This window comes from Winogradskyella sp. PG-2 (assembly GCF_000828715.1).
GTDB lineage: Bacteria > Bacteroidota > Bacteroidia > Flavobacteriales > Flavobacteriaceae > Winogradskyella.
In genome coordinates, this window is the sequence record NZ_AP014583.1 from 653,526 (window position 1) to 675,000 (window position 21,475).

General features: G+C 32.8%; 14 protein-coding genes, 2 tRNA genes and 2 rRNA genes (1 of these 18 running past the window's edge). 3 read left to right on the forward strand and 15 right to left on the reverse strand.

Going from position 1 to position 21,475, the window contains the following annotated elements:
• Positions 1-49 precede the first annotated feature (49 nt).
• From cdd to porU, 3 genes are all read right to left on the reverse strand, one after another.
• Positions 50-532, reverse strand: a complete 483-nt coding sequence (cdd, locus tag WPG_RS03015; protein WP_045469198.1) for a cytidine deaminase — start codon at positions 530-532, stop codon at positions 50-52.
• Between the two features lie 81 nt (positions 533-613).
• On the reverse strand, positions 614-1,831 hold the full coding sequence (gene porV / locus WPG_RS03020) for a type IX secretion system outer membrane channel protein PorV (protein ID WP_045469201.1): 1,218 nt from the start codon (positions 1,829-1,831) through the stop codon (positions 614-616).
• A gap of 114 nt (positions 1,832-1,945) precedes the next feature.
• Complete coding sequence (gene porU / locus WPG_RS03025; RefSeq protein ID WP_045475104.1) at positions 1,946-5,800, reverse strand: type IX secretion system sortase PorU; 3,855 nt, start codon at positions 5,798-5,800, stop codon at positions 1,946-1,948.
• A 325-nt stretch (positions 5,801-6,125) separates the two neighbouring features.
• Between porU and gldJ the strand changes: the two genes are divergently transcribed.
• Both gldJ and WPG_RS03035 read left to right on the forward strand, forming a co-directional pair.
• Entirely contained in the window at positions 6,126-7,814 is a 1,689-nt protein-coding gene (gldJ, locus tag WPG_RS03030) for a gliding motility lipoprotein GldJ (RefSeq protein ID WP_144374408.1), read from the forward strand.
• 65 nt (positions 7,815-7,879) lie between these two features.
• A complete protein-coding gene (locus WPG_RS03035; protein ID WP_045469204.1) occupies positions 7,880-9,163 on the forward strand; it encodes a UDP-N-acetylmuramoyl-tripeptide--D-alanyl-D-alanine ligase in 1,284 nt (427 codons plus the stop codon).
• A 4-nt stretch (positions 9,164-9,167) separates the two neighbouring features.
• Here the strand turns inward: WPG_RS03035 and WPG_RS03040 are convergent.
• From WPG_RS03040 to WPG_RS03080, 9 genes are all read right to left on the reverse strand, one after another.
• Positions 9,168-9,242: transfer RNA gene (locus tag WPG_RS03040), tRNA-Val, on the reverse strand.
• 42 nt (positions 9,243-9,284) lie between these two features.
• A tRNA-Val gene (locus WPG_RS03045) sits at positions 9,285-9,359 on the reverse strand.
• A gap of 63 nt (positions 9,360-9,422) precedes the next feature.
• Positions 9,423-10,640 carry a bifunctional folylpolyglutamate synthase/dihydrofolate synthase gene (locus tag WPG_RS03050; RefSeq protein ID WP_045469207.1) on the reverse strand — a complete coding sequence of 406 codons (1,218 nt, stop codon included), beginning with the start codon at positions 10,638-10,640 and terminating at the stop codon, positions 9,423-9,425.
• A 3-nt stretch (positions 10,641-10,643) separates the two neighbouring features.
• Complete coding sequence (locus WPG_RS03055) at positions 10,644-11,492, reverse strand: hypothetical protein (protein ID WP_045469210.1); 849 nt, start codon at positions 11,490-11,492, stop codon at positions 10,644-10,646.
• Between the two features lie 41 nt (positions 11,493-11,533).
• Entirely contained in the window at positions 11,534-11,926 is a 393-nt protein-coding gene (locus tag WPG_RS03060) for an ExbD/TolR family protein (RefSeq protein WP_045469212.1), read from the reverse strand.
• Position 11,927: 1 nt separating this feature from the next.
• Positions 11,928-12,623, reverse strand: a complete 696-nt coding sequence (locus tag WPG_RS03065) for a MotA/TolQ/ExbB proton channel family protein (RefSeq protein ID WP_045469214.1) — start codon at positions 12,621-12,623, stop codon at positions 11,928-11,930.
• A 63-nt stretch (positions 12,624-12,686) separates the two neighbouring features.
• On the reverse strand, positions 12,687-14,078 hold the full coding sequence (nhaD, locus tag WPG_RS03070; protein WP_045469217.1) for a sodium:proton antiporter NhaD: 1,392 nt from the start codon (positions 14,076-14,078) through the stop codon (positions 12,687-12,689).
• Between the two features lie 16 nt (positions 14,079-14,094).
• Positions 14,095-15,321: a Glu/Leu/Phe/Val dehydrogenase dimerization domain-containing protein gene (locus tag WPG_RS03075; RefSeq protein ID WP_045475108.1), complete on the reverse strand. Its 1,227-nt coding sequence runs from the start codon at positions 15,319-15,321 to the stop codon at positions 14,095-14,097.
• A gap of 60 nt (positions 15,322-15,381) precedes the next feature.
• Positions 15,382-16,455, reverse strand: a complete 1,074-nt coding sequence (locus tag WPG_RS03080) for an anhydro-N-acetylmuramic acid kinase (RefSeq protein ID WP_045469220.1) — start codon at positions 16,453-16,455, stop codon at positions 15,382-15,384.
• A gap of 90 nt (positions 16,456-16,545) precedes the next feature.
• Between WPG_RS03080 and WPG_RS03085 the strand changes: the two genes are divergently transcribed.
• Complete coding sequence (locus tag WPG_RS03085) at positions 16,546-17,688, forward strand: acyl-CoA dehydrogenase (RefSeq protein ID WP_045469223.1); 1,143 nt, start codon at positions 16,546-16,548, stop codon at positions 17,686-17,688.
• Between the two features lie 50 nt (positions 17,689-17,738).
• On the opposite strand, the gene WPG_RS03090 is transcribed toward WPG_RS03085, so the two are convergent.
• From WPG_RS03090 to WPG_RS03100, 3 genes are all read right to left on the reverse strand, one after another.
• Positions 17,739-20,177 (reverse strand): HRDC domain-containing protein, encoded by a 2,439-nt coding sequence (locus tag WPG_RS03090; protein ID WP_045469227.1) that lies wholly within the window; start codon positions 20,175-20,177, stop codon positions 17,739-17,741.
• A 133-nt stretch (positions 20,178-20,310) separates the two neighbouring features.
• Positions 20,311-20,419, reverse strand: a 5S ribosomal RNA gene (gene rrf, locus WPG_RS03095).
• 118 nt (positions 20,420-20,537) lie between these two features.
• Positions 20,538-21,475, reverse strand: a 23S ribosomal RNA gene (locus WPG_RS03100) (it continues 1,886 nt past the right edge of the window).

Sequence of the window (21,475 nt, forward strand, 5' to 3'; positions counted from 1 at the left end):
GTATATCGTAAAAAAACAAAGGATTATTGAATTTAATTCAACAAAATCATTATAACACTGAACTTTCAAAAAGTAAAGGCAATAAATTGGCTAAAGAACTTGATTTTACAACTTTACCTTTTGCTCCCATAAAATAAATTTCAATGGGTTGATCTTGTTTTATTTCATACTCGGCTATAGATTGCCTACACGCACCACAAGGTGGAATTGGTTTATCAGTAACTTGATTTTGGGAAGATGCAGTTATAGCAAGCTTTAAAATATTAGCATTTGGAAATCGAGCTCCTGCATAATAAATAGCTGTTCGTTCTGCACATAAGCCAGATGGGAAACAAGCATTTTCTTGATTATTACCTATAACAACTTCGCCATTATCTAACAAAATTGCAGCACCTACATTAAATTTTGAATATGGCGCATAAGCATTATTACGAGCGTCTATTGCAGAACCCATAAGTTTCTGAATAGCCTTTGGAAGTTCACTTATGTCTTCATAGACCTCTAGTGTTGTTTCTATTTTTACTTCCCTCATAATTCTATTATTTACTTTAGACAAAAAAACTATTGCTTTAAATAAAACAATAGTTCTTTTATATCTGTTTAATTCTTTATTCTAATATTCATCATACTCACCATCACCAAAATTAAATGTTAGTGAAAAACGTAATGTGTTTTCTAATGGACTCTGAACTTTTGATGCTGAAAACAAATATGATAAATCTATATTTATAGTTGTGTATTTAAAACCAGCTCCTAAGGCAAAAAACTTACGTGCACCTTTATCTTCTGCTTCATTAAAATATCCCATTCTAAAAGAAAAGTTCTCTTGATATGTATATTCTGCACCCAAAGAATAGGTGAATTCTCTTAACTCTTCGCTAAAACCACCTGGAGCATCACCGAAAGATTGAAAAATTCCATTTATAAAACTTACATTATTGTCTTGGCCAGAGGTAATGATTGTCGGCTCATTAGCATCTTGTGTTCCATTTGGCTCAGTATCCCCATCTTGTATTGTATCAACAAAACCTAATAATGGAGGTGTTGGTACTAAAAGTTTTGAAACCTCAGCTGTGATTCCTAACTTATTATATTCATCAAAAATAAAATCAAAACCAGCTCCTAATCTTAAATTAGTAGGTTGAAAATTCTCTCTTCCTCCATCGTCGTACTTAAATTTTGGTCCTAAATTTTGGATAGCGAATCCTGCTCTCCATCGTCCGTTAAAATCATTATAAGCTTCTTCCTCACTTTGATAATACCCAGTAATGTCTACACCAAATGTACTAGCTGCATCAGCATTAGGATCTACTTGGTTTATTCTTAAGTCAGATCTCATGTAACGCATAGCCACTGCCATAGAAAATTGATCTGCTAGACGCAATGTATACGCCACATCAGCAGTAAACTCATTTGGTTTTACATTAATACCTGGATCATCTTCAGACTGCGTTAATGTAATTTCACCTAGACTAAAATATTTGAAACTTGCAGATACTGCACTGTATTCGCTTAGTCTATTAAAATAAGTCGCATAACTAATAGAGATATCATTTACCAATTTACTTAAATAGGGAGTATAACTTAAACTCACCCCAGATTTAGCCTCTGAAAACACATACTTTGCTGGATTCCATTGTTGTGAAAATCCATCTACAGAAGTCGCTACTCCCATATCACCTAATGCAGCAGATCTTGCATCTGGAGCTATAAGCATAAAAGGAACCCCCGTTGTTATAACGGATGATTGGTCTGGAAATGTAATAGTCTCTTGTGCAAATGTTAGATTTAACGATGCAAAAGCGATAAGGATTATTGCGTATTTCTTCATGTTCAATTTTGGTTATTAATACTTATACATTCGTATTAATTCGTTAACAAATATAATTTTTTATTTAACAAGTGATTTAAACTTTTAAGTTTTACTACTAAAATTAAATCCACTTTACAATATAACAAGCTTCTGAATCTTTTCAACCTGTTTATTTAAACGGTCAGATCTTACTTTTAGTTTATATACATACACTCCTTTTCCTATTTTATCACCAAAATCATCTCTTCCATCCCAAATAATATCTTTGGATAAGGAACTTACATCTTTACTTCCACCTGTAGTTTGTCCATTCAATGTTCTCACTAATTTACCAGAAACTGTAAATATTTGTACCGAGACATCTAAAGGTTCTACACTATTATGATTGAACCAAAATTCTGTATAACTCACAAATGGGTTTGGATAATTAAGAACATTTTCTACAACGAGTTCTTCATCTTTATCAAAAACAGTAAATTGAATTTCTGCAGTGGACGAATTATTATAAACATCCCAAGCTTTTATCGTTAATGTATGTATACCTGGTTCTAAATCTCTAAAAGGATAAGATAATGATCCATTGGTATAATCATCTATATTAGCTTGATAATAATCATTTAATACAATTGGATTTGTTTCATCACCATCTATAATAGCAGTAATATCATGCCCAATACCACTTGCCGTATTTATACCATTCTCATCTTGAAGTTTAGCTAATAGATTAGGGGACTCATTTGTTATTCCACCTGAAACAAAATTTTCATCATTCATAAATAAATTAATGACTGGCCCAATATTATCTTCTGGAGCATTCTCATTAATGCCTCCAATTTTAACATCAAAATTTGCACCTGCCTGGTCTGAAAGAGGATTAGATGTTTGGGCATAAAAACTCACTTTACCATTACCAACAGGAATTCCAATATCTCTTGGTACAATAAAATCAAATTCGAAAAGGCCATTTTCTACTGTTGCCTGACCTTTAAAAATGACTTCACCAAGTGTCGTAAAATCTAAAATTATCTGCCCATTATCATCTGTAATACCATCGTTAGCTAAAGTTTGACGAGCAATGGACTTATCGAAAATTGTGGCAGTTAAGGTACCATTATAGTTAGAAAGCAAATCACCATTTGTATCCACTACTTCGCCTGCCATTTTAGTGTAGCTTAGTGCCTTTAGTGTATCAACAGGTTGTGTTATATCTACATCATTAACTTTAGTCAATCTTATATCTGGTTTAGGAAAAGCTAATTTCATCGCAGGATCACCTATAAGAAATACTAATCGTTTTTGAGAAGAACCTGCAATATTATTATCTATCTTAGATAATCTTAAAACCTCTCCTATAGAAGGATAATCGTTAGAGCCAAATGCAAATAAATAATCATCTATAACTTCATTAAAAGATTCCCCAACTGTAACAAAGATTTGTCGCGTTGTTGTAAAGAGTGCAATAGCACCACCATTGATATTCCAAAAGGTAAATTCTCCGGCAGTATCTCTATTAGGATCATCGAACTTGGTATACTCACATGTCACTGTAATAAAAAGGTTGAACTTACAAACATTATTTATGTCTTGTGCGTCAAATTTATCGAAGATACGTTCTTTAGCTAAACCATCTTCACCCCCATGACCGAAATAATTTACTACTAAAGCCCCAACCTCTATAGCGTCTTTAATTGCCTTATTTACTTTAGGATAACGATTACCAGCAGCAGATGACTCTTGTTCAAAAGCATCTGTATGAATCTTCCTAACATTAAAAAATGGTTTTTCAGTTTCTAAGGTAGTCCCCAAATCATCTGTTGTCTGTTGTAATGTTCTTTCCCAAGCTATATCTACATCATCAGAAATTAATAACACATTATTTCTCCAACTCCCATAAGCTTCTGACTGATAATATGCGTTAACCTTATCAACCATTTCTTTAGCACGTTGAGCATCTTCTGCTAATATCCTTCCTACAGCAACATCCATTCTATCTCCATTATTCATGGAACCCTCAGTATTATCAAGCATTGCAAAAAAATCATCAGAAACAAATGAGTTTGTAAGACTAAAACTACTTAAAGAATACCAAGCCGGCACTAGATTTGTGTTGTTCTGTATTCTATCTTTATAATCATAAGAGCCTTCTCCAAAAAGACATACATATTTCAATCTATTATTAGGAGTGCTAGCATTAGCATAAACGTACTTAATAAAATTTCTTAATGCAGCTATATCCTGACTACCAGTACTAAACTCATTATATATGGTTTGCAAATCAACCACTTTTACATTTAAATTATACTGAGTCTTATTAATTTGCGCTAAACGTTCAGCTTGAGTTACAAGTTGAGTTGGTGATAATATAAGATAATCAATATCTTGAAATTCACCTAGTGAATTATTAAATATGGTACCCTTTAGATCTTGGTTTGCAACTGTCGAAATAGTATCTTTGAAAGGCTGAAAAAAATCAGCATTTGAAAATGCTAAATAGTGACGTTCTTCACCAGACTGAACCTTAAAAGACATACTACTTTGATCATCTGTATTTAAAGTATTGGTTACATTAAAACGATCAGTAATATCCCAAATTTCTTGTACTGCTGATGCATTAGATATAGTATATTCTGCAATGCCTGGTGTATTGACTACATCATTATTTTTAAATCGTAATTGATCACCTTCAAACATTAAACGCCTAGTCGCTTCAATATTAATGTAATCCAAATAGCCATCAGCAGATGGATTACCACTATTATTATAATCTAATGTTACTGTAATATTATCTCCTGAAACATTAAGAAAATCATTATAACTTGCAGAACTACCTAAAACTGAACCAGCATTAATTGCATTTAGGTTACGACTAGCAACAAGGCTTCCATTCACAGAAATATCCATAGATGTATCAACCTCAGAAACAGCGCCTAAACCAATTCTAAAACTAACAAGTTCATCAGTTACTAGATTAGGAAACTCAAAATCATATGATCTTTGGTTTTCAATATCAAATTTATCTCCAAACCATCGACGACCTAATTTAGCTAAGTTATACTCATCAATTTCGTAAAATTGATAATCTTGAAATATATCTATTTGAATATCAGCAATACCATCAACAAGAGGCATCGACTGAATTCGCTTTCCATTTCCCGAACCTATATTAATGTAGTAATAGGTTTTATCTGAGTATAAATTTATATTTGTTTCGCTTTCTTGGCTATATGTTGTAGGACCTTCACCATAGAATAATATATAATCACCACTGTCAAAACTTCCATCTTCTTCACCAACGAATTTAACGGCATTCTCAACAACATCAAAAGGGTAGTTTTCAGAATTTAATAATGGTAACATTCTTCCCCCATTACCATAAATCTTAATAGTTCTTGGATCTACACTATTAGTATTTATACCTAAACTATTAAGAAAACTCTTTGTTAACTGAAAAACTCCAGATTTATCAATATAAAAACGATACCAGTCCCCGGTACTTAAAACAGAATTGATAATGTCATTTTCATCCCTTGAAGCATTGGAAGTAAAATTTCCCTGTGTGTTATATTGAACATTAAAAGTCTTTACCTTTTTGTAAACTCCTCTATCTTTAATTATTGGGCTTAACTCTATATAATGCCCTTTCTTTCCTCTTGCATTAGTATTGAAGAAATCATACTTGAGAGTTTCAGGAATAAGTTTAGTATCCAAACCCTTTAAATCATTATGCGAAATGGATTCATAAGTTACATTAACTAATATCACTGAATCTTTATTAATAGATTCCCCATCACTATCCCACTGGGCAAAATAGATTAATCCTTTGTCAGCATCATAATTAAAATGGTCAGCATCAAAAGCAGGAACTTCTATTTTTCCAAATTCGGTTTCGAGTGTCTTAGCACTTTCCCATTGAATATTAAATTGCTTTTGTTGTCCAAAACATAGCATTGTGAAAAAAAGAAAAAAGAATCTAGAGCAATTTTTCATTAATTCAAATTGTGTTAAAGTCATAAATAATTGGGCAAAAGAATATCACTAACCTGAGAATCCTTTAAATTTACAGTAAAATAACGCCAGTTAAAGCGTGTTATTATGACCTTTGAATTTTAATTTCAAAAATACAACAATAATTTATTTTTAGAGGCGTTATAAAAGAGCAAAATACATCGGTAAAATTGACAAAAATCCGTTCTTCTGTTCAAAAAAAAGGATGAAATGCATATTTTTTTGCATTTTGACGCAAAAAAAAGTTGTCAGTTTACCTTTAATTGTTATATTGCGACTCTAAAATTAAACGAGCTTACTTAAACAAATGGATATGAAAAATGTCTCAAACCTAAAATTTTTAATAGCAATTGTGCTCTGTGCGTCGATTGTTAGCTGTAAACGTTCTTCAAATTCTGGTAATGTAGATAGTGCTACAGGCTGGAAAATTAATGACAAAAATGGAGGTTTTCAGTATAATACCCAATATAAAGAACAAGAAACTCCACCAGGAACTGCGTTTGTGGAAGGAGGAACTTTTACAATGGGTAAAGTACAAGATGACCCAATGCATGATTGGAATAATACTCCAAATCAGCAACACATTCAATCCTTCTATATGGATGAAAATGAGGTAACTAATCTAAATTATCTTATATACTTAGATTATATAAAGAATGTATATCCACCGGATGACCCAAATTATACTTTAATATACAAAGGAGCGCTTCCTGATACTTTAGTATGGAGAAATCGTTTAGGATATAATGAAATGATGACTGAAAACTATTTACGCCATCCTGGTTATGCAAATTATCCAGTTGTAGGTGTTAGTTGGATTCAAGCCGTAGAATATGCAAATTGGAGAACTGACCGTGTTGCGGAAATGGCTTTACAAGAAGCAGGCTATATTAAAAGAGATGCACAATATACAGATGTAAGCGCAGAAAGTACGTTTAGTACAGACACATATATAAATGCTCCTTCACAAACTTATGGAGGTAACACTGATGTATTAGAAGGTGGAAGAAGAAGACAACAAACTGATGCAGAAGGTAATCCTATTAATGTCTATGCAAATAGAGAATCTGGATTAATCCCAGTGAAATATAGACTGCCAACAGAAGCTGAGTGGGAATATGCTGCATTAGGAATGAGTGAATTACGTAGCTATAATGTATATAGAGGACGTAAAAAATATCCTTGGGATGGTCAATACACTAGATCTGGCAAACGTGTTAATCGTGGTGATCAGTTAGCTAACTTTAAGCAAGGTAAAGGTGACTATGGTGGAATTGCAGGTTGGTCTGACGATGGAGCAGATATTACTGCAGAAGTAAGAACATATCAACCTAACGATTATGGATTATATGATATGGCTGGTAACGTAGCTGAATGGGTTGCAGATGTTTACAGACCTATAGTTGATGATGAGTTTAATGATTTTAATTATTATAGAGGTAACGTTTATACCAAAAATGCACTAAATGCTGATGGAACAGTAAAAGTGGTTACCGTTGATGAAATTGTATATGATACTTTAAGTAATGGTAAAATAGTTGCTAGAAATTTACCTGGTGAAATTGCAAAAATTCCTATTAATGAGGATGAAACTTATTTAAGAACAAATTTCGATCAAAGTGATAACAGAAACTTCAGAGATGGCGACAAACGTTCTTCTCGTTATTATAGAGAGAGTTTTGATGAGGGTAATTCAGATAAATCGAAGGAAACAGGTAAAATGTATAACTCACCAAAACATAAAGTTGATACAACTACAGTAGATGGAGAGTTAAAAATGCTTAGAGAATATGATAAATCTAACTCTAGAACATCTTTAATAAATGATGAAGTAAGAGTTTATAAAGGTGGATCTTGGAGAGACAGAGCATACTGGATTGATCCGGCTCAACGTCGATATTTCCCACAAGATATGGCTACTGATTACATTGGATTTAGATGTGCAGTATCCAGAGTAGGCTCTAAATCTGAAAAAGGTGGAAAGAAGCGTAATTAAAAAACGTTAAATAATATTTAAAAAAGTCCTGATAGATTTATCAGGACTTTTTTATTTTTAAGCCTATGGAAATTGAATCGTTATATCTCAAGTTTAAGGAAAGTAATGGAGTATCTACTGATACCAGAAAATTACATAAAAACTGTATCTACTTTGCTATAAAAGGCGACAATTTTGATGGTAATAAATTTGTAACTCAAGCATTAAAAGGAGGAGCAAAATACTGTGTTGTTGATGATAAGAAAGCTTTATTAAATAAGGATTGTATTTTAGTTGATGATGTTTTAACCACATTGCAGAGTTTAGCAACGTACCATAGAAATAGAATTGATATTCCCGTTATAGCATTAACAGGCAGTAATGGAAAAACAACTACAAAAGAGCTTATCTATTCCGTTTTATCCTCTCAATACAAAGTGAAAGCGACAATAGGTAATTTAAACAATCATATTGGAGTTCCTTTAACTTTACTTCGCTTTACTAAAGATTTGGATTATGGTATTGTGGAAATGGGAGCTAATCATAAAAAGGAAATCGAATTCTTATCAAATTTGGCTCAACCAGATTATGGCTTAATTACTAACTTCGGAAAAGCACATTTAGAAGGATTTGGTGGAATTGAAGGAGTCATAAAAGGAAAATCAGAATTGTACAATTATATAAAGGTAAATGGTAAGATTGCATTTATAAATAACAATGATGCCAAACAAGTTAAGCAAATTAGTAAATACGAAAACATAGTTACGTTTGGATCAAACACAAAAAATGACTGTAACATAGAGTTTATGAGTGCCAACCCGCATGTCACTTTAAATTATGATAATACTATTATAAATAGTCAACTTATTGGAGATTACAATTACGGAAACATAGCTGTAGCTGTTGCTATAGGAAAATATTTTAAAGTCTCTACTAACAATATTAAAAAAGCCATAGAAAGCTATCAGCCAAATAATAATCGTTCTGAAATTATTGAAACTCAAACAACCCAGATTATACTAGATGCTTACAATGCAAATCCTACAAGCATGATGGCTGCCTTAAAAAATTTAAAACAGCTTAGTTCTAAAAATAAGTACTTATTTATTGGTGATATGTTTGAATTAGGTGATGAAGCCAAAAAGGAACATCAATCTATTACAGACTTCATTGAAGCTAATTTTAATAAGAATATTTATTTAATTGGTGAAAATTTCTTTAAAACTAGAACTAAAAAAACAACTCATAAATTTTCAAGTTTTGAAGACTTAAAACCTGAATTAAAAACACTTAAAATTAAAGATGCTATCCTTTTAATTAAAGGATCTCGTGGTATGGCTTTGGAGCGTATTGTAGATTTAATTAATTAAACTGTGAGTCATACTGGATTCGAACCAGTGACTTCTACCCTGTCAAGGTAACACTCTGAACCAACTGAGCTAATGACCCTTTTTTATAAACAAAAAAAGTTCACATTTCTGTGAACTTTTGTGGGCGCGAAGGGATTCGAACCCCTGACCCCTTGGGTGTAAACCAAGTGCTCTGAACCAACTGAGCTACGCGCCCTAATTATTAGGACTGCAAATATAGACTAGTTTTTAAAACCTCAAAAGGTTTTTTATAAAAAAATCAAATTATTTCAGCAACCACAAAAGTGCTACCTCCTACATATATTAAATCTTCTTTTTCAGCATTTAATTTTGCCATATCAAGCGCTTCATTTACACTATTATAGGATTGACCGATTAATTGATTCTCATTAAAAATGGATCTTAACTTATTGGAATCTAATCCTCGTTGCACATTTGGTTTACAAAAATAATATACTGCATTCCTAGGTAGTAAAGGTATTATTGAGTTTAAGTCTTTATCGTTAACTACTCCAAAGACTATACGAAGTTGATTAAAATTCTCTGACTGCAATTGTTCTATTACATAAGTTAGGCCTTCTTTATTGTGGGCAGTATCACAAATAATTTTTGGTTCCGTAGCTAAAGTTTGCCATCTACCTTTTAAACTAGTATTCTTACTTATATTAAGAAGTCCATTTTTTAGTTGTGATTGAGAGATTTTAAATCCAGATTCTTTTAATATTTCAACTGATTTCATGACAGTCTTTATATTATTTATTTGATATAATCCTTTTAAATCGCTTTCCAAAACCTCGTTTATTAATTGGTCTGCAAAATAGATTTCTGTATTTACTGATTTTGCCTTCCCTAAAAAAATAGATTCAGTTTCATGATGAGTTTCACCTATTACTATAGGAATTTCTTTTTTTATAATTCCGGCTTTTTCACTTGCAATCTCTTGACGTGTATTTCCTAAAACATTCATGTGATCAAAACCTATGTTTGTAATCACTGATAATTCTGGTGTTATAATATTTGTAGAGTCTAATCTTCCACCTAATCCGACTTCAATAACAGCAATATCAACTTTTTTCTTGTTAAAATAATCGAAGGCCATACCAACAGTCATTTCAAAAAACGATAAATTGTTAGCTTCGAAAAAAGCTTTATTTCGTTTTATAAAACCAATAACAAATTGTTTACTTACTACTTTACCGTTTATCCGAATACGCTCTCTAAAATCTTTTAAATGTGGTGATGTATATAAACCAACTTTGTAACCAGATTCTTGAAGTATTGAAGCCAACATATGGCTTGTTGAACCTTTTCCATTAGTTCCACCTACATGAATTGATTTAAACCCATCTTGTGGTTCATTTAAATGTTTGGAAAGTTTTAATGTATTAGATAAATCTTTTTTGAATGCAGACTTGCCTTTATTTTGATACATTGGTAGTTGCTGAAACATCCAATTGACCGTATCTTGATAATTCATAAGTTATTGACCAACATCAAAATTAATACTTACGAAACCTATTTGTCTAGCAGGTGCGTCACTATCAGCTGGCCATTTATGGGAAAGTGCAATTTTCTTAGCAGGTTCTAATAAACAAGGATGCGTGTTTGTAGTCCCTCTAATTCCTGGTTCCGCTTTAATAACTTTTCCCGCTCTATTTACTTCAATTTTTACTACGACTAATCCATATTCATTACAATCTTGCTTGTAAATTCTTTTTGATGGTCTTCCTCTTCCTCCTAAACCAAATCCAACTCCACCTTTTCCAGGTCCTGAGCCACCAAAATAACTTGGCGCATATGGATCTCCGTCTAATTGCCCTTTATTTCCACCTTGGTTATCAGGTCCCTCACCTCCATCAGTATTACCATCTGAATTTTTAACACCACCTATAAGATTATCTAGTCTTTTCTTTTTTTCTTCCTCTTCTCTCCGTTTCTTTTCTTCTGCTTCACGCTTTATACGCTCAATACGTTCTGCTTCAGCCTTAGCTTTAGCCTCAGCCTCTTTTTGCTTTTTAATAGCAATAGCCTCAGCATTCTCTTCAGTCATCACCTCTTCAGTCTTTGTGGTCGTCTCTGTAGGTTCAACCTTTGATTCTTCTGGTTCTGATTCTTCAACAACTTTTTCTTCTACTGCTTTTCTAGGCTCGCTAAGTGGTTTATTTCCACTTCCAAAATCTGTAGTACCAAAGTTAACTGCAACACCATATTCTTCTGGTGGATCTAAATATTGAGGGCCTACAACAAATAACAACAACAAAAGTATCAATGCTATTAATGCAGTGATTCTTGCTGAATTACGTTCATGTTTAGTCTCTAAATATTTCAATTTCCTATACTTTACTTAATTAAGTCCAAAAACAATGCCATTTAGTTTGGCTTTACTGCTAATATCACTTTAAACTTATTACGGTTTGCGATATCCATTACCTTTACAACATTCTCCACAGGAACAGATTTTTCAGCTCTTAAAACAATTGTAGGTGACTCTTGAGAAGCCATTATAGATTTCAGTTGACTTTCTAAAACACTTACACCTACACGTTTCTGATCGATATAATAGGTCAAATCTTTTTTAATACTCACTGCAATAGATTTTTTATTCTCAGTTTTCCCACTTGCTTTTGGGAGAATGATATCAATCGCATTCGTCGTTACTAAAGTTGACGCAATCATAAAGAAGATTAATAACAAGAATACAATATCGGTCATAGAAGCCATATTGAATTCTGGAGTTACTTTATTTCGTCCTCTAATGTTCATATTAGATAGGTTCGTTTAAATGATCTAAAAATTCAACAGAATTAGCTTCCATTTGGTAAACTACCTTATTAGTTTTTACAACAATATGGTTATAGGCTACATAGGCAATAATACCAACAATAAGGCCACCAACTGTAGTTGTCATTGCTGTATATAAACCACTAGCCAAAACGTCCATTTGTATGGTTCCGCCTGCATTAGCCAACTCAAAGATTGAAAGTATCATACCTACTACTGTACCTAAGAAACCAATCATCGGTGCAACACCAGAGATTGTTGCTAATACGCTTACATTTTTTTCTAAGCTATAAACTTCGAGTTTTCCTGCATTTTCAATTGCTGTATTAATATCCTCAAGAGGCTTACCTATTCTTGTAATTCCTTTACCAATTAATCTTGAAACTGGTGAATTAACTTGAGCACATAACATTTGAGCTGAATCAATTTTACCATTACTTACATGATCTTTAATTTGATTCATAAAATTAGAATCAACCTTAGATGCAGCTTTAATAGCAAATATGCGTTCAAAATAAATATAGGTTGCGACTATTAAAAGAAGGAATAGAATAAGTATAATCACCATACCTGAGGTTCCTCCACTTGTGATCAATTCAATTATAGATAAAGTTTTTTCAACTGATTCTCCATCAGTTAATGCCTCTGCTCCATCTTGAATATTACTTAGTAATATCATAAAATAAGTTTTAAGTTTAGTTGTTTCTGTTAGTTATAACGTTAAGTTTTTAGCTTAAGTATATTATAGTATTCCTCTCATTATCATAAAAGCAATAGCTCCAGCTAAAAACCCAACTAATGCTAACCAAGATATTTTCTTTAGATACCAGAAAAAATCTATTTTCTCCATTCCCATAGCCACTACACCTGCAGCAGAGCCAATGATTAACATACTACCACCTGTACCAGCAGAATAGGCAATAAAATGCCAAAGCTGGTCATCTAATGGTTGTGAAAACATGCCTAAACTCGCAGCTACTAATGGTACATTATCAATTACAGCTGAACCAACACCTAATAATAATACAACTAAGTCTGAAACTGCTGTTCCTGCAGGTTCTGTGCTTAACATAGGCATGGTTTCTTGTAAAGAACCAGCAAAACCAAAAAGAATTCCTAAAGACTCTAATGCAGCAACTGCCATTAAAATACCTAAGAAAAATAAAATACTTGGTAATTCAATTTTAGATAAGGAATGATGCACAGGACTATGGCTTGCATGTTCATTATGTTCTTCTGATGTTACGGTAGAAATTGCAAACTTAGAATTACTATAAATTTCAGCAAATATGGCCACAACACCGAGTGATAACATCATACCAACATAAGGTGGTAAATGTGTGATTACTTTAAAAATTGGCACAAAAACAATAGCACCAAGTCCTAAAAACAACATTGTAGAACTAAACTTATTCTTAGGTTTATCATCAGCTGCTTGTAGTTCTAAAGTGCCTTTAAAAGGCTTGAGCATTGATGCAATAAATGTTGGCACCACCATACATAATAATGAAGGTATAAATAAGTACATAAACAAATAACCTGTAGATACTCTATCTCCAATCCATAACATAGTAGTAGTTACATCACCAATTGGTGACCAAGCACCACCAGCATTTGCTGCAATAATTATAAGACCTGCATACCATATTCTAATACTTCTATCTTTTACGATCTTCTGAAGTATAGAAATTAAGACAATTGTTGCGGTTAAATTGTCAATAATTGCAGAAAGAATAAATGCTAAAATTGAAAACATCCATAACAACTTTTTTCTACTATTAAAGTTTACAGCATTTTTGATTGTTGAAAATCCATCAAAGTAATCTATAATCTCTACTATTGTCATTGCCCCTAAAAGAAAAACAAGTATCTCAGCAGTCTTACCCAAATGATGGAGCAAGGTTTCTTCCATCAAATGCATTTTCTCTTCATGTGGAAGTAGTCCAAAATTATCCATTAAGCTATGCTTGGCAGAATCAAACCATTGAGAAAAATCATCAATACCTAAAGAAATTAAAGCCCAACTAATAGCCATCATTACTAAGGCTGGAATTAATTTATCTATTTTAATATTGTGTTCTAATGTGATAGCTAGGTAGCCAAAAACAAAAACGAGAATTATAACTGTTTCCATAGTATATAAGAGATATTTATATTAATTGTTTTAGTGCTGTCTCAAAGGCTGTTTCACTAATACCAATTTTTGTTGAATTATTTTTATCTACTTCTTTTAATGCTTTTCTAATTACCCGAGAGGTGTCATTGAAAATAGCTTCATCCGTCATTTGTACTTTGCGCTCCATAAAATACGCAAAAACTCTTGCCATACCACAATTTGAAATAAAATCTGGTATTAAACTAACTTTCTGATCTGTGTGTTCCATTATTGGTCCAAAGAAAATTTCTTTATCGGCAAAAGGAACATTTGCTCCGCATGTAATAACCTCTAAACCTGTGTCAATCATCTGATCTATTTGATTTTGAGTTATCAATCTCGACGCAGCACATGGTGCAAAAACTTCTGTCTGTAGAGACCAAATTCTATTATTTATCTCATCAAATGGAATTAGGTTATCAGCTACAAGTGTATTTCCATTTTTATTGAGATATAAATCTGTAATCTCATTAAATGAAAATCCTTCTTCGTTTATCAATCCACCAACACGATCAATTATACCAACGACTTTAGCGCCCATTTGAGCAAAATAAAAAGCAGCAGCAGCACCAACGTTACCAAAACCTTGTACAACAGCACGCTTACCTTTTATTGAATCGGCATTAATATCGTAAAAATGTTTAGCAGCTACAGCGACACCAAAACCAGTAATCATATCTGCAACAGTATATTTTTTATTAACATCTGGCGAATATTTTGGGTTTTCAATTACTTTAATTACTCCATGTCTCAACTGTCCAATTCTATTAATCTTATCAGCTTGTGTTGGTTTAAAATGACCTTCAAAAACACCTTCTTGTGGATGCCAAACACCACTTTCTTCTGTAATTGGAATTACTTCGTGTATTTCATCTACATTTAAATCTCCACCAGTACCATAATAACTTTTTAGTAGTGGAGAGACAGCTGCATACCAACGTTCTAATACTCCTGTTTTTCTTGGATCTTGAGGATCAAAATTAATACCCGATTTAGCACCTCCTATTGCAGGTCCTGAAACCGTGAATTTTACTTCCATAGTTTTTGCTAAGGATAAAACTTCATTTTTATCTAAGCCTTTTCGCATTCTCGTTCCTCCACCAGCAGCTCCACCTCTGAGTGAATTTATAACCGTCCAGCCTTCTGCATCTGTTTCTGGATCATTCCAATGAAACACAATTTCTGGTGCCTTATTTTCGTACGTTTGAAGTAATTTCTTAATCAATTGATATTGTTTAGTTAGTTATAACAAATATAAAAAACAATAAAGGCTTAAGGTAAATTAAATATGATTTTTAGGAATTAATATTTTACCAGATGAATGATCTTTTTTCGCTCCAGTTACACTCATAAGACAATTCACCTCGTTCCTTTCTTTTAAAATTCCTAAAAGTCCAAAAATCAAAGCTTCTTTAAATTCGAGAATTTTATTTTTTGGAATTATAATTTTAGAATTTGAAAGCTCATTGATCCGACGCATTAAAAAATCGCTATATGCTCCACCACCAGTCACTAAAACATTACTTTCGTTTTGATTTAGATTTTTTGAAATCTGAATAGCAATATGCTCAACAATTGTTCTAAGAGTATCTTCAGTTTCTAGGTTTAATGATTCTATAATAGGAAAAACATTGGTTTCAACCCATTCTAAACCTAATGATTTTGGTGGTTTTTCATCATAAAAAGTTAGGCTATTTAACCTTAGTAACAACACTTCATTAATATTTCCTTTGGAAGCTATTTGTCCTTTATCATCAAATTCTAAATTCAATTTTGAAGCATAATGATTTAACACAATATTCACAGGACAAATATCATAAGCTATACGGTTAGAATTATTTTCAAATGAAATATTCGCAAAACCACCCAAATTTAGACAATAGTCATAATTACTAAATAATAATCGATCACCGATTGGTACTAATGGAGCGCCTTGCCCACCAAGTTCAAGATCTTTTACTCTAAAATCACAAATAACTTTCAATTTTAATATATCAGCTAAAATTTGTTGATTACCAATTTGAAGAGTTAACCCATCCTTTGGTTGATGTAATGCTGTATGTCCATGAGATGAAATAAAATCGATAGTCTCAAGTTCATTTCTTTTTATAAAATCCAAAATTACAGTTGCTAAATATTCGGAATATACATTATCAATTTCATACAACTCATCCAAAGATTTATGCACTAATTGACTTAAAATGAATTTCCAATACTCTGAATATTTAACCGTTTCTGAATGTTTAATTTCAAACTCCCATTCGCCATCATACAGATAAGATGTATATATGATATCGATACCATCTAAAGACGTTCCTGACATTACTCCTACGACATTATAATTGGATTTTATCATATTAGTAAAAATAGTATTACTTATTGAAAATACCACAAGAAAACTTTATCTTAGCATGAATTTTTTATCAAATCAAAAATTAGATTTTATATGGACTTTAACTTAACAGAAGAACATTTAATGATTCGTGATGCTGCAAGAGATTTTGCTCAAACCGAATTACTTCCTGGTGTAATAGAACGTGATAATGCGCAAACATTTCCTGATGAATTAGTCCGTAAAATGGGAGAGTTAGGATTTATGGGGATTATGGTAGACCCAAAATATGGTGGAAGTGGAATGGATGCCATTTCTTATGTTTTAATTATGGAAGAATTATCTAAAATTGACGCTTCTGCTTCAGTTATGGTTTCCGTAAATAATTCATTAGTTTGCTATGGACTTGAAGCTTACGGAACTGAAGAACAAAAACAAAAATATCTTACCAAGTTAGCAACTGGAGAAAGTATAGGTGCATTTTGTTTAAGTGAACCAGAAGCAGGCAGTGATGCAACCTCTCAAAGGACAACTGCGATAGATAAGGGTGACCATTATATATTAAATGGTACCAAAAACTGGATTACAAACGGAGGACGTTCCGATGTTTACTTAGTAATTGCTCAAACAGATAAACATAAAGGTTCTCACGGTATTAATGCTTTTATTGTTGAAAAAGGAATGAAAGGTTTTGATATAGGACCAAAAGAAGATAAACTTGGCATTAGAGGAAGTGATACGCATACATTACAATTTAATGATGTAAAAGTTCCTAAAGAAAATAGAATTGGAGCTAATGGATCTGGATTTAGATTCGCAATGAAAACACTTTCTGGTGGAAGAATCGGTATTGCAGCACAAGCATTAGGTATTGCGGCGGGAGCTTATGAATTAGCATTGAAATATTCTAAAGAACGTAAGGCTTTTGGTACTGAAATATGTAACCATCAAGCCATTGCATTTAAGTTAGCTGACATGTATACCGAGATTGAAGCTGCTAGAATGTTAGTGATGAAAGCGGCTTGGGATAAAGATCAAGGTAATAATTATGATATGTCTAGTGCTATGGCAAAACTTTATGCTAGTAAAGTAGCAATGGAGCATACTGTTGAAGCAGTACAAATTCATGGTGGAAATGGATTTGTAAAAGAATATCATGTAGAACGTTTGATGCGTGATGCTAAAATTACACAGATATACGAAGGGACATCAGAAATTCAGAAGATTGTGATATCTCGCAACTTAATAAAAGGATAATTTTATTTGAACATATATCATAAGCTTCAGAATTTAATTTTGAAGCTTTGTTAATTCTTAGAAAGTTCATTCATAACTAATCTTAATTCTCTATAAGAAAATTTATTATCTATTTGATGCTTTAAATCTGACAGATTTTCAAAGATTTTAGTAGGAATGAGTTCTTTTAATTCTAAATAATGAGTTTTAGGCATTAAGTCTGTAATTTTCACTTCTCCTGAAGATATAAAACCTGCCAAGTGACCAAATATAGTATTTGAATTTAACTCACGCTCTAATGCTATTTGATCTATGGATTTTCCAGCTTTAAATAATTCTAAAGATATTTTATTAGTATCTCCTTTTTTGCGTTTAGGCTTTAGTTCTTCAAAAACTGAATTATCATTAGAGGTTTCAATATCATTTTCATCACAATAGTTTAATATGACTTGTAATATTTCTGCTCCATACTTTTCAATACGCTTTTTACCCAAACCATGAATTGCTTTTAGTTCTTCTTTAGAAGTAGGCAATATTTCGCAGATAGCATATAAAGACTTTTGTGTAAAAATTTGAAAGTGTACTAAATCTTCTCTTTTTGCAATTTGATTTCTAAGTTCTCTAAGTAATGCGAAGAGTTCAACATTTGTTGTTCCATCAATAATAGTTTTTCGTTGTTTCTTAGGTTTATCTTTTCCTAAGAATACAGATTTGGCTCTTAAATCTAAAAACTTTTCCACATTGAATCCCTCTTTGAGTCCTTCAAAATATGACAACTTAGCCGCTAATAATTCTTCGAATGTATCATACTGCTTATTTATATCTTTTTCAATTGCTCTATTATCTGTTGCATAAGCAAAAGTTTTTAATGAGACTTCTATTATTGATTTAGTTTGGTCATTAAAATAAAATATCGCTTTTCTAAATCGTTTCTGCAGAATTTCATTAAACTCAGGAATATCTGATGATTCTCCAATTGATTTTAATTGAGCATTGAAAGACGTACTTACTTTCAATAAATTAGTTACACTATCTTTTATTCGATTCATAGAATCTTCAATATTACCTTCTATACTACCTCTATTTTTATAATACATATCTAGAATCCTATTTACTGGATATAGAAATTTATAAAAATTAAATACTTCTGAAATTAAATCCAATTGAAATATTCTCTTAGATTCTTGCAAAATCTCATCATTAGGCTGATTGGCTTCTGCATCTTTATTAAAAGAAATAACATTACTATCACTTATGATTTGATTTGGTCTAATCCTACTTTTTAAAACTAAACCTTCTAGTGATTTACATCGACTAAGCGCGACATAAGTTTGCCCATGAGCGAAAGCCCCTGCTGCATCTATTATGGCTTTTTTAAAAGTCAATCCTTGGCTTTTATGAATAGTAATAGACCAAGCTAAACGTAAAGGTATTTGCGTATAACTACCAATCTTATCTTCAGAAATAGCTTTTGTTTCCGAATTGACAGTATATTTTATGTTTTCCCATACCTCTGGCTTTGTAATAATATTAAAATCATCATCTGGGCAGTTAACTACTACTTCATCTTCATCTAGTAAAATTACTTTTCCTATCTTACCATTAAAATACCGTTTTTCTTCAGAACTATCATTTTTAATAAACATTACTTGAGCCCCAACTTTTAATTTCAACTCTTCTTTATTAGGGTAAGAATGTTCTGGAAAGTTACCTTCTATAATTGCATTGTAACTTATTGATTTACTTTTAAGTTTTTCAAGCTCTTGCCTATTGGTTTGGTTTGCCTTGTTATTATGAGTTGTTAAAGAAATATAACCATCCTTTTCATTTGGAGTAAAATCAGGGTGGTACCTTTCATTAAGTTGTTTTGCAGAAGTTTGACTTAATCTATTATTTCTAACTTCATTTAAAATATCAATAAATAATGGATTCTCTTGCCTATAAATATGTTTTAACTCAATTGTAATTGGGTTTGAATTTTGATATGCTTGACTACTGAAGAAAAAAGCATTCTTATAAAAAGGACTCAATAATCTCCATTCGTTTTCCTTCACTACTGGGGATAATTGTTGGAGGTCTCCTATCATAAGTAATTGCACCCCACCAAAAATTAGATTTTTGTTTTTAAAACGTCTTAAGGTCTTATCAATCCCATCTAATAAATCAGCTCTAACCATACTAATCTCATCAATAACTAATAAATCCAAAGACCTAATTATATTAATCTTTGTTCTACTAAACTTTCTAATAAAACCCGATGAAGAATTTAAATTAGTATCAGGCAGAATAGGACCAAAAGGCATTTGGAAAAAAGAATGAATTGTAACACCCTTAGCATTAATAGCCGCAACACCAGTTGGTGCAACAACAACCATTCTTTTTTGAGATTGCATCTTTAACTTATGCAAAAAGGTAGTCTTTCCTGTTCCAGCCTTGCCTGTTAAGAAAATATTTCTATTTGTATTATTGACAAATTTCCAGACAAGATCAATTTCTTTATTTAATTTCATAAATTATTTAGAGATTAATCTCAAGGTAATAAAATTGATGATTTTAATAAAACTATACTGACCAAAACCAAAAAAAACCCTTACTAAATAAATAGTAAGGGTTTAAATAAATATCAACTTTTTGTTGACACAAAAAAGGCGGCGACCTACTCTTCCACAAATAGCAGTACCATCGGCGCAAACGGGCTTAACTTCTCTGTTCGGAATGGTAAGAGGTGAGCCCCGTCGCTATAACCACCTTAAATCTTTATCCTTAAGCTTAGCTTAAAGACTTTATGATGTGTAGTTAAAAACACTAATATCTTAACATATTGAAAAATGATTCATGAATAAATAATATGTACTCTAAAAAAACTGCCGTACAATAAGCCTATGGGTTATTAGTACTACTTGGCTATGACATTACTGCCTTTACACCTATAGCCTATCAACGTGGTCATCTTCCACGACCCTTTAAAGAAATCTCATCTTGTGGTGGGTTTCGCGCTTATATGCTTTCAGCGCTTATCCCTTCCCAACGTAGCTACCCAGCAATGCTCCTGGCGGAACAACTGGTACACCAGAGGTTAGTCCAACTCGGTCCTCTCGTACTAGAGTCAGATCCACTCAAATTTCTAACGCCCACAGTAGATAGAGACCGAACTGTCTCACGACGTTCTGAACCCAGCTCGCGTGCCACTTTAATGGGCGAACAGCCCAACCCTTGGGACCTTCTCCAGCCCCAGGATGTGACGAGCCGACATCGAGGTGCCAAACCCCCCCGTCGATGTGAGCTCTTGGGGGAGATCAGCCTGTTATCCCCGGAGTACCTTTTATCCTTTGAGCGATGGCCCTTCCATACGGAACCACCGGATCACTATGCTCTACTTTCGTACCTGATCGACCTGTATGTCTCTCAGTCAAGCTCCCTTATGCCATTGCACTCTACGCACGGTTACCAAGCGTGCTGAGGGAACCTTTAGAAGCCTCCGTTACTCTTTTGGAGGCGACCACCCCAGTCAAACTACCCACCAAGCACTGTCCCTGATTAGAGGTTAGACTCTAGATAAGCAAAGGGTGGTATTTCAACAATGACTCCACAACGCCTAGCGACGCCACTTCAAAGTCTCCCACCTATCCTACACATTACTTATCCAAAGCCAATACTAAGCTATAGTAAAGGTTCACGGGGTCTTTTCGTCCCACTGCGGGTAATCGGCATCTTCACCGATACTACAATTTCACCGAGCTCATGGCTGAGACAGTATCCAAATCGTTACACCATTCGTGCAGGTCGGAACTTACCCGACAAGGAATTT

Bases quoted from the DNA above. Each gene is read 5' to 3' on its own strand.
- nhaD (WP_045469217.1), bottom strand. From the start codon at position 14,078: ATGGAAACAGTTATAATTCTCGTTTTTGTTTTTGGCTACCTAGCTATC.
- gldJ (WP_144374408.1), top strand. From the start codon at position 6,126: ATGGATATGAAAAATGTCTCAAACCTAAAATTTTTAATAGCAATTGTG.
- WPG_RS03080 (WP_045469220.1), bottom strand. From the start codon at position 16,455: ATGATAAAATCCAATTATAATGTCGTAGGAGTAATGTCAGGAACGTCT.
- WPG_RS03085 (WP_045469223.1), top strand. From the start codon at position 16,546: ATGGACTTTAACTTAACAGAAGAACATTTAATGATTCGTGATGCTGCA.
- WPG_RS03050 (WP_045469207.1), bottom strand. From the start codon at position 10,640: ATGAATTATCAAGATACGGTCAATTGGATGTTTCAGCAACTACCAATG.
- porU (WP_045475104.1), bottom strand. From the start codon at position 5,800: ATGAAAAATTGCTCTAGATTCTTTTTTCTTTTTTTCACAATGCTATGT.
- WPG_RS03090 (WP_045469227.1), bottom strand. From the start codon at position 20,177: ATGAAATTAAATAAAGAAATTGATCTTGTCTGGAAATTTGTCAATAAT.
- WPG_RS03065 (WP_045469214.1), bottom strand. From the start codon at position 12,623: ATGATATTACTAAGTAATATTCAAGATGGAGCAGAGGCATTAACTGAT.
- cdd (WP_045469198.1), bottom strand. From the start codon at position 532: ATGAGGGAAGTAAAAATAGAAACAACACTAGAGGTCTATGAAGACATA.
- WPG_RS03035 (WP_045469204.1), top strand. From the start codon at position 7,880: ATGGAAATTGAATCGTTATATCTCAAGTTTAAGGAAAGTAATGGAGTA.
- WPG_RS03060 (WP_045469212.1), bottom strand. From the start codon at position 11,926: ATGAACATTAGAGGACGAAATAAAGTAACTCCAGAATTCAATATGGCT.
- porV (WP_045469201.1), bottom strand. From the start codon at position 1,831: ATGAAGAAATACGCAATAATCCTTATCGCTTTTGCATCGTTAAATCTA.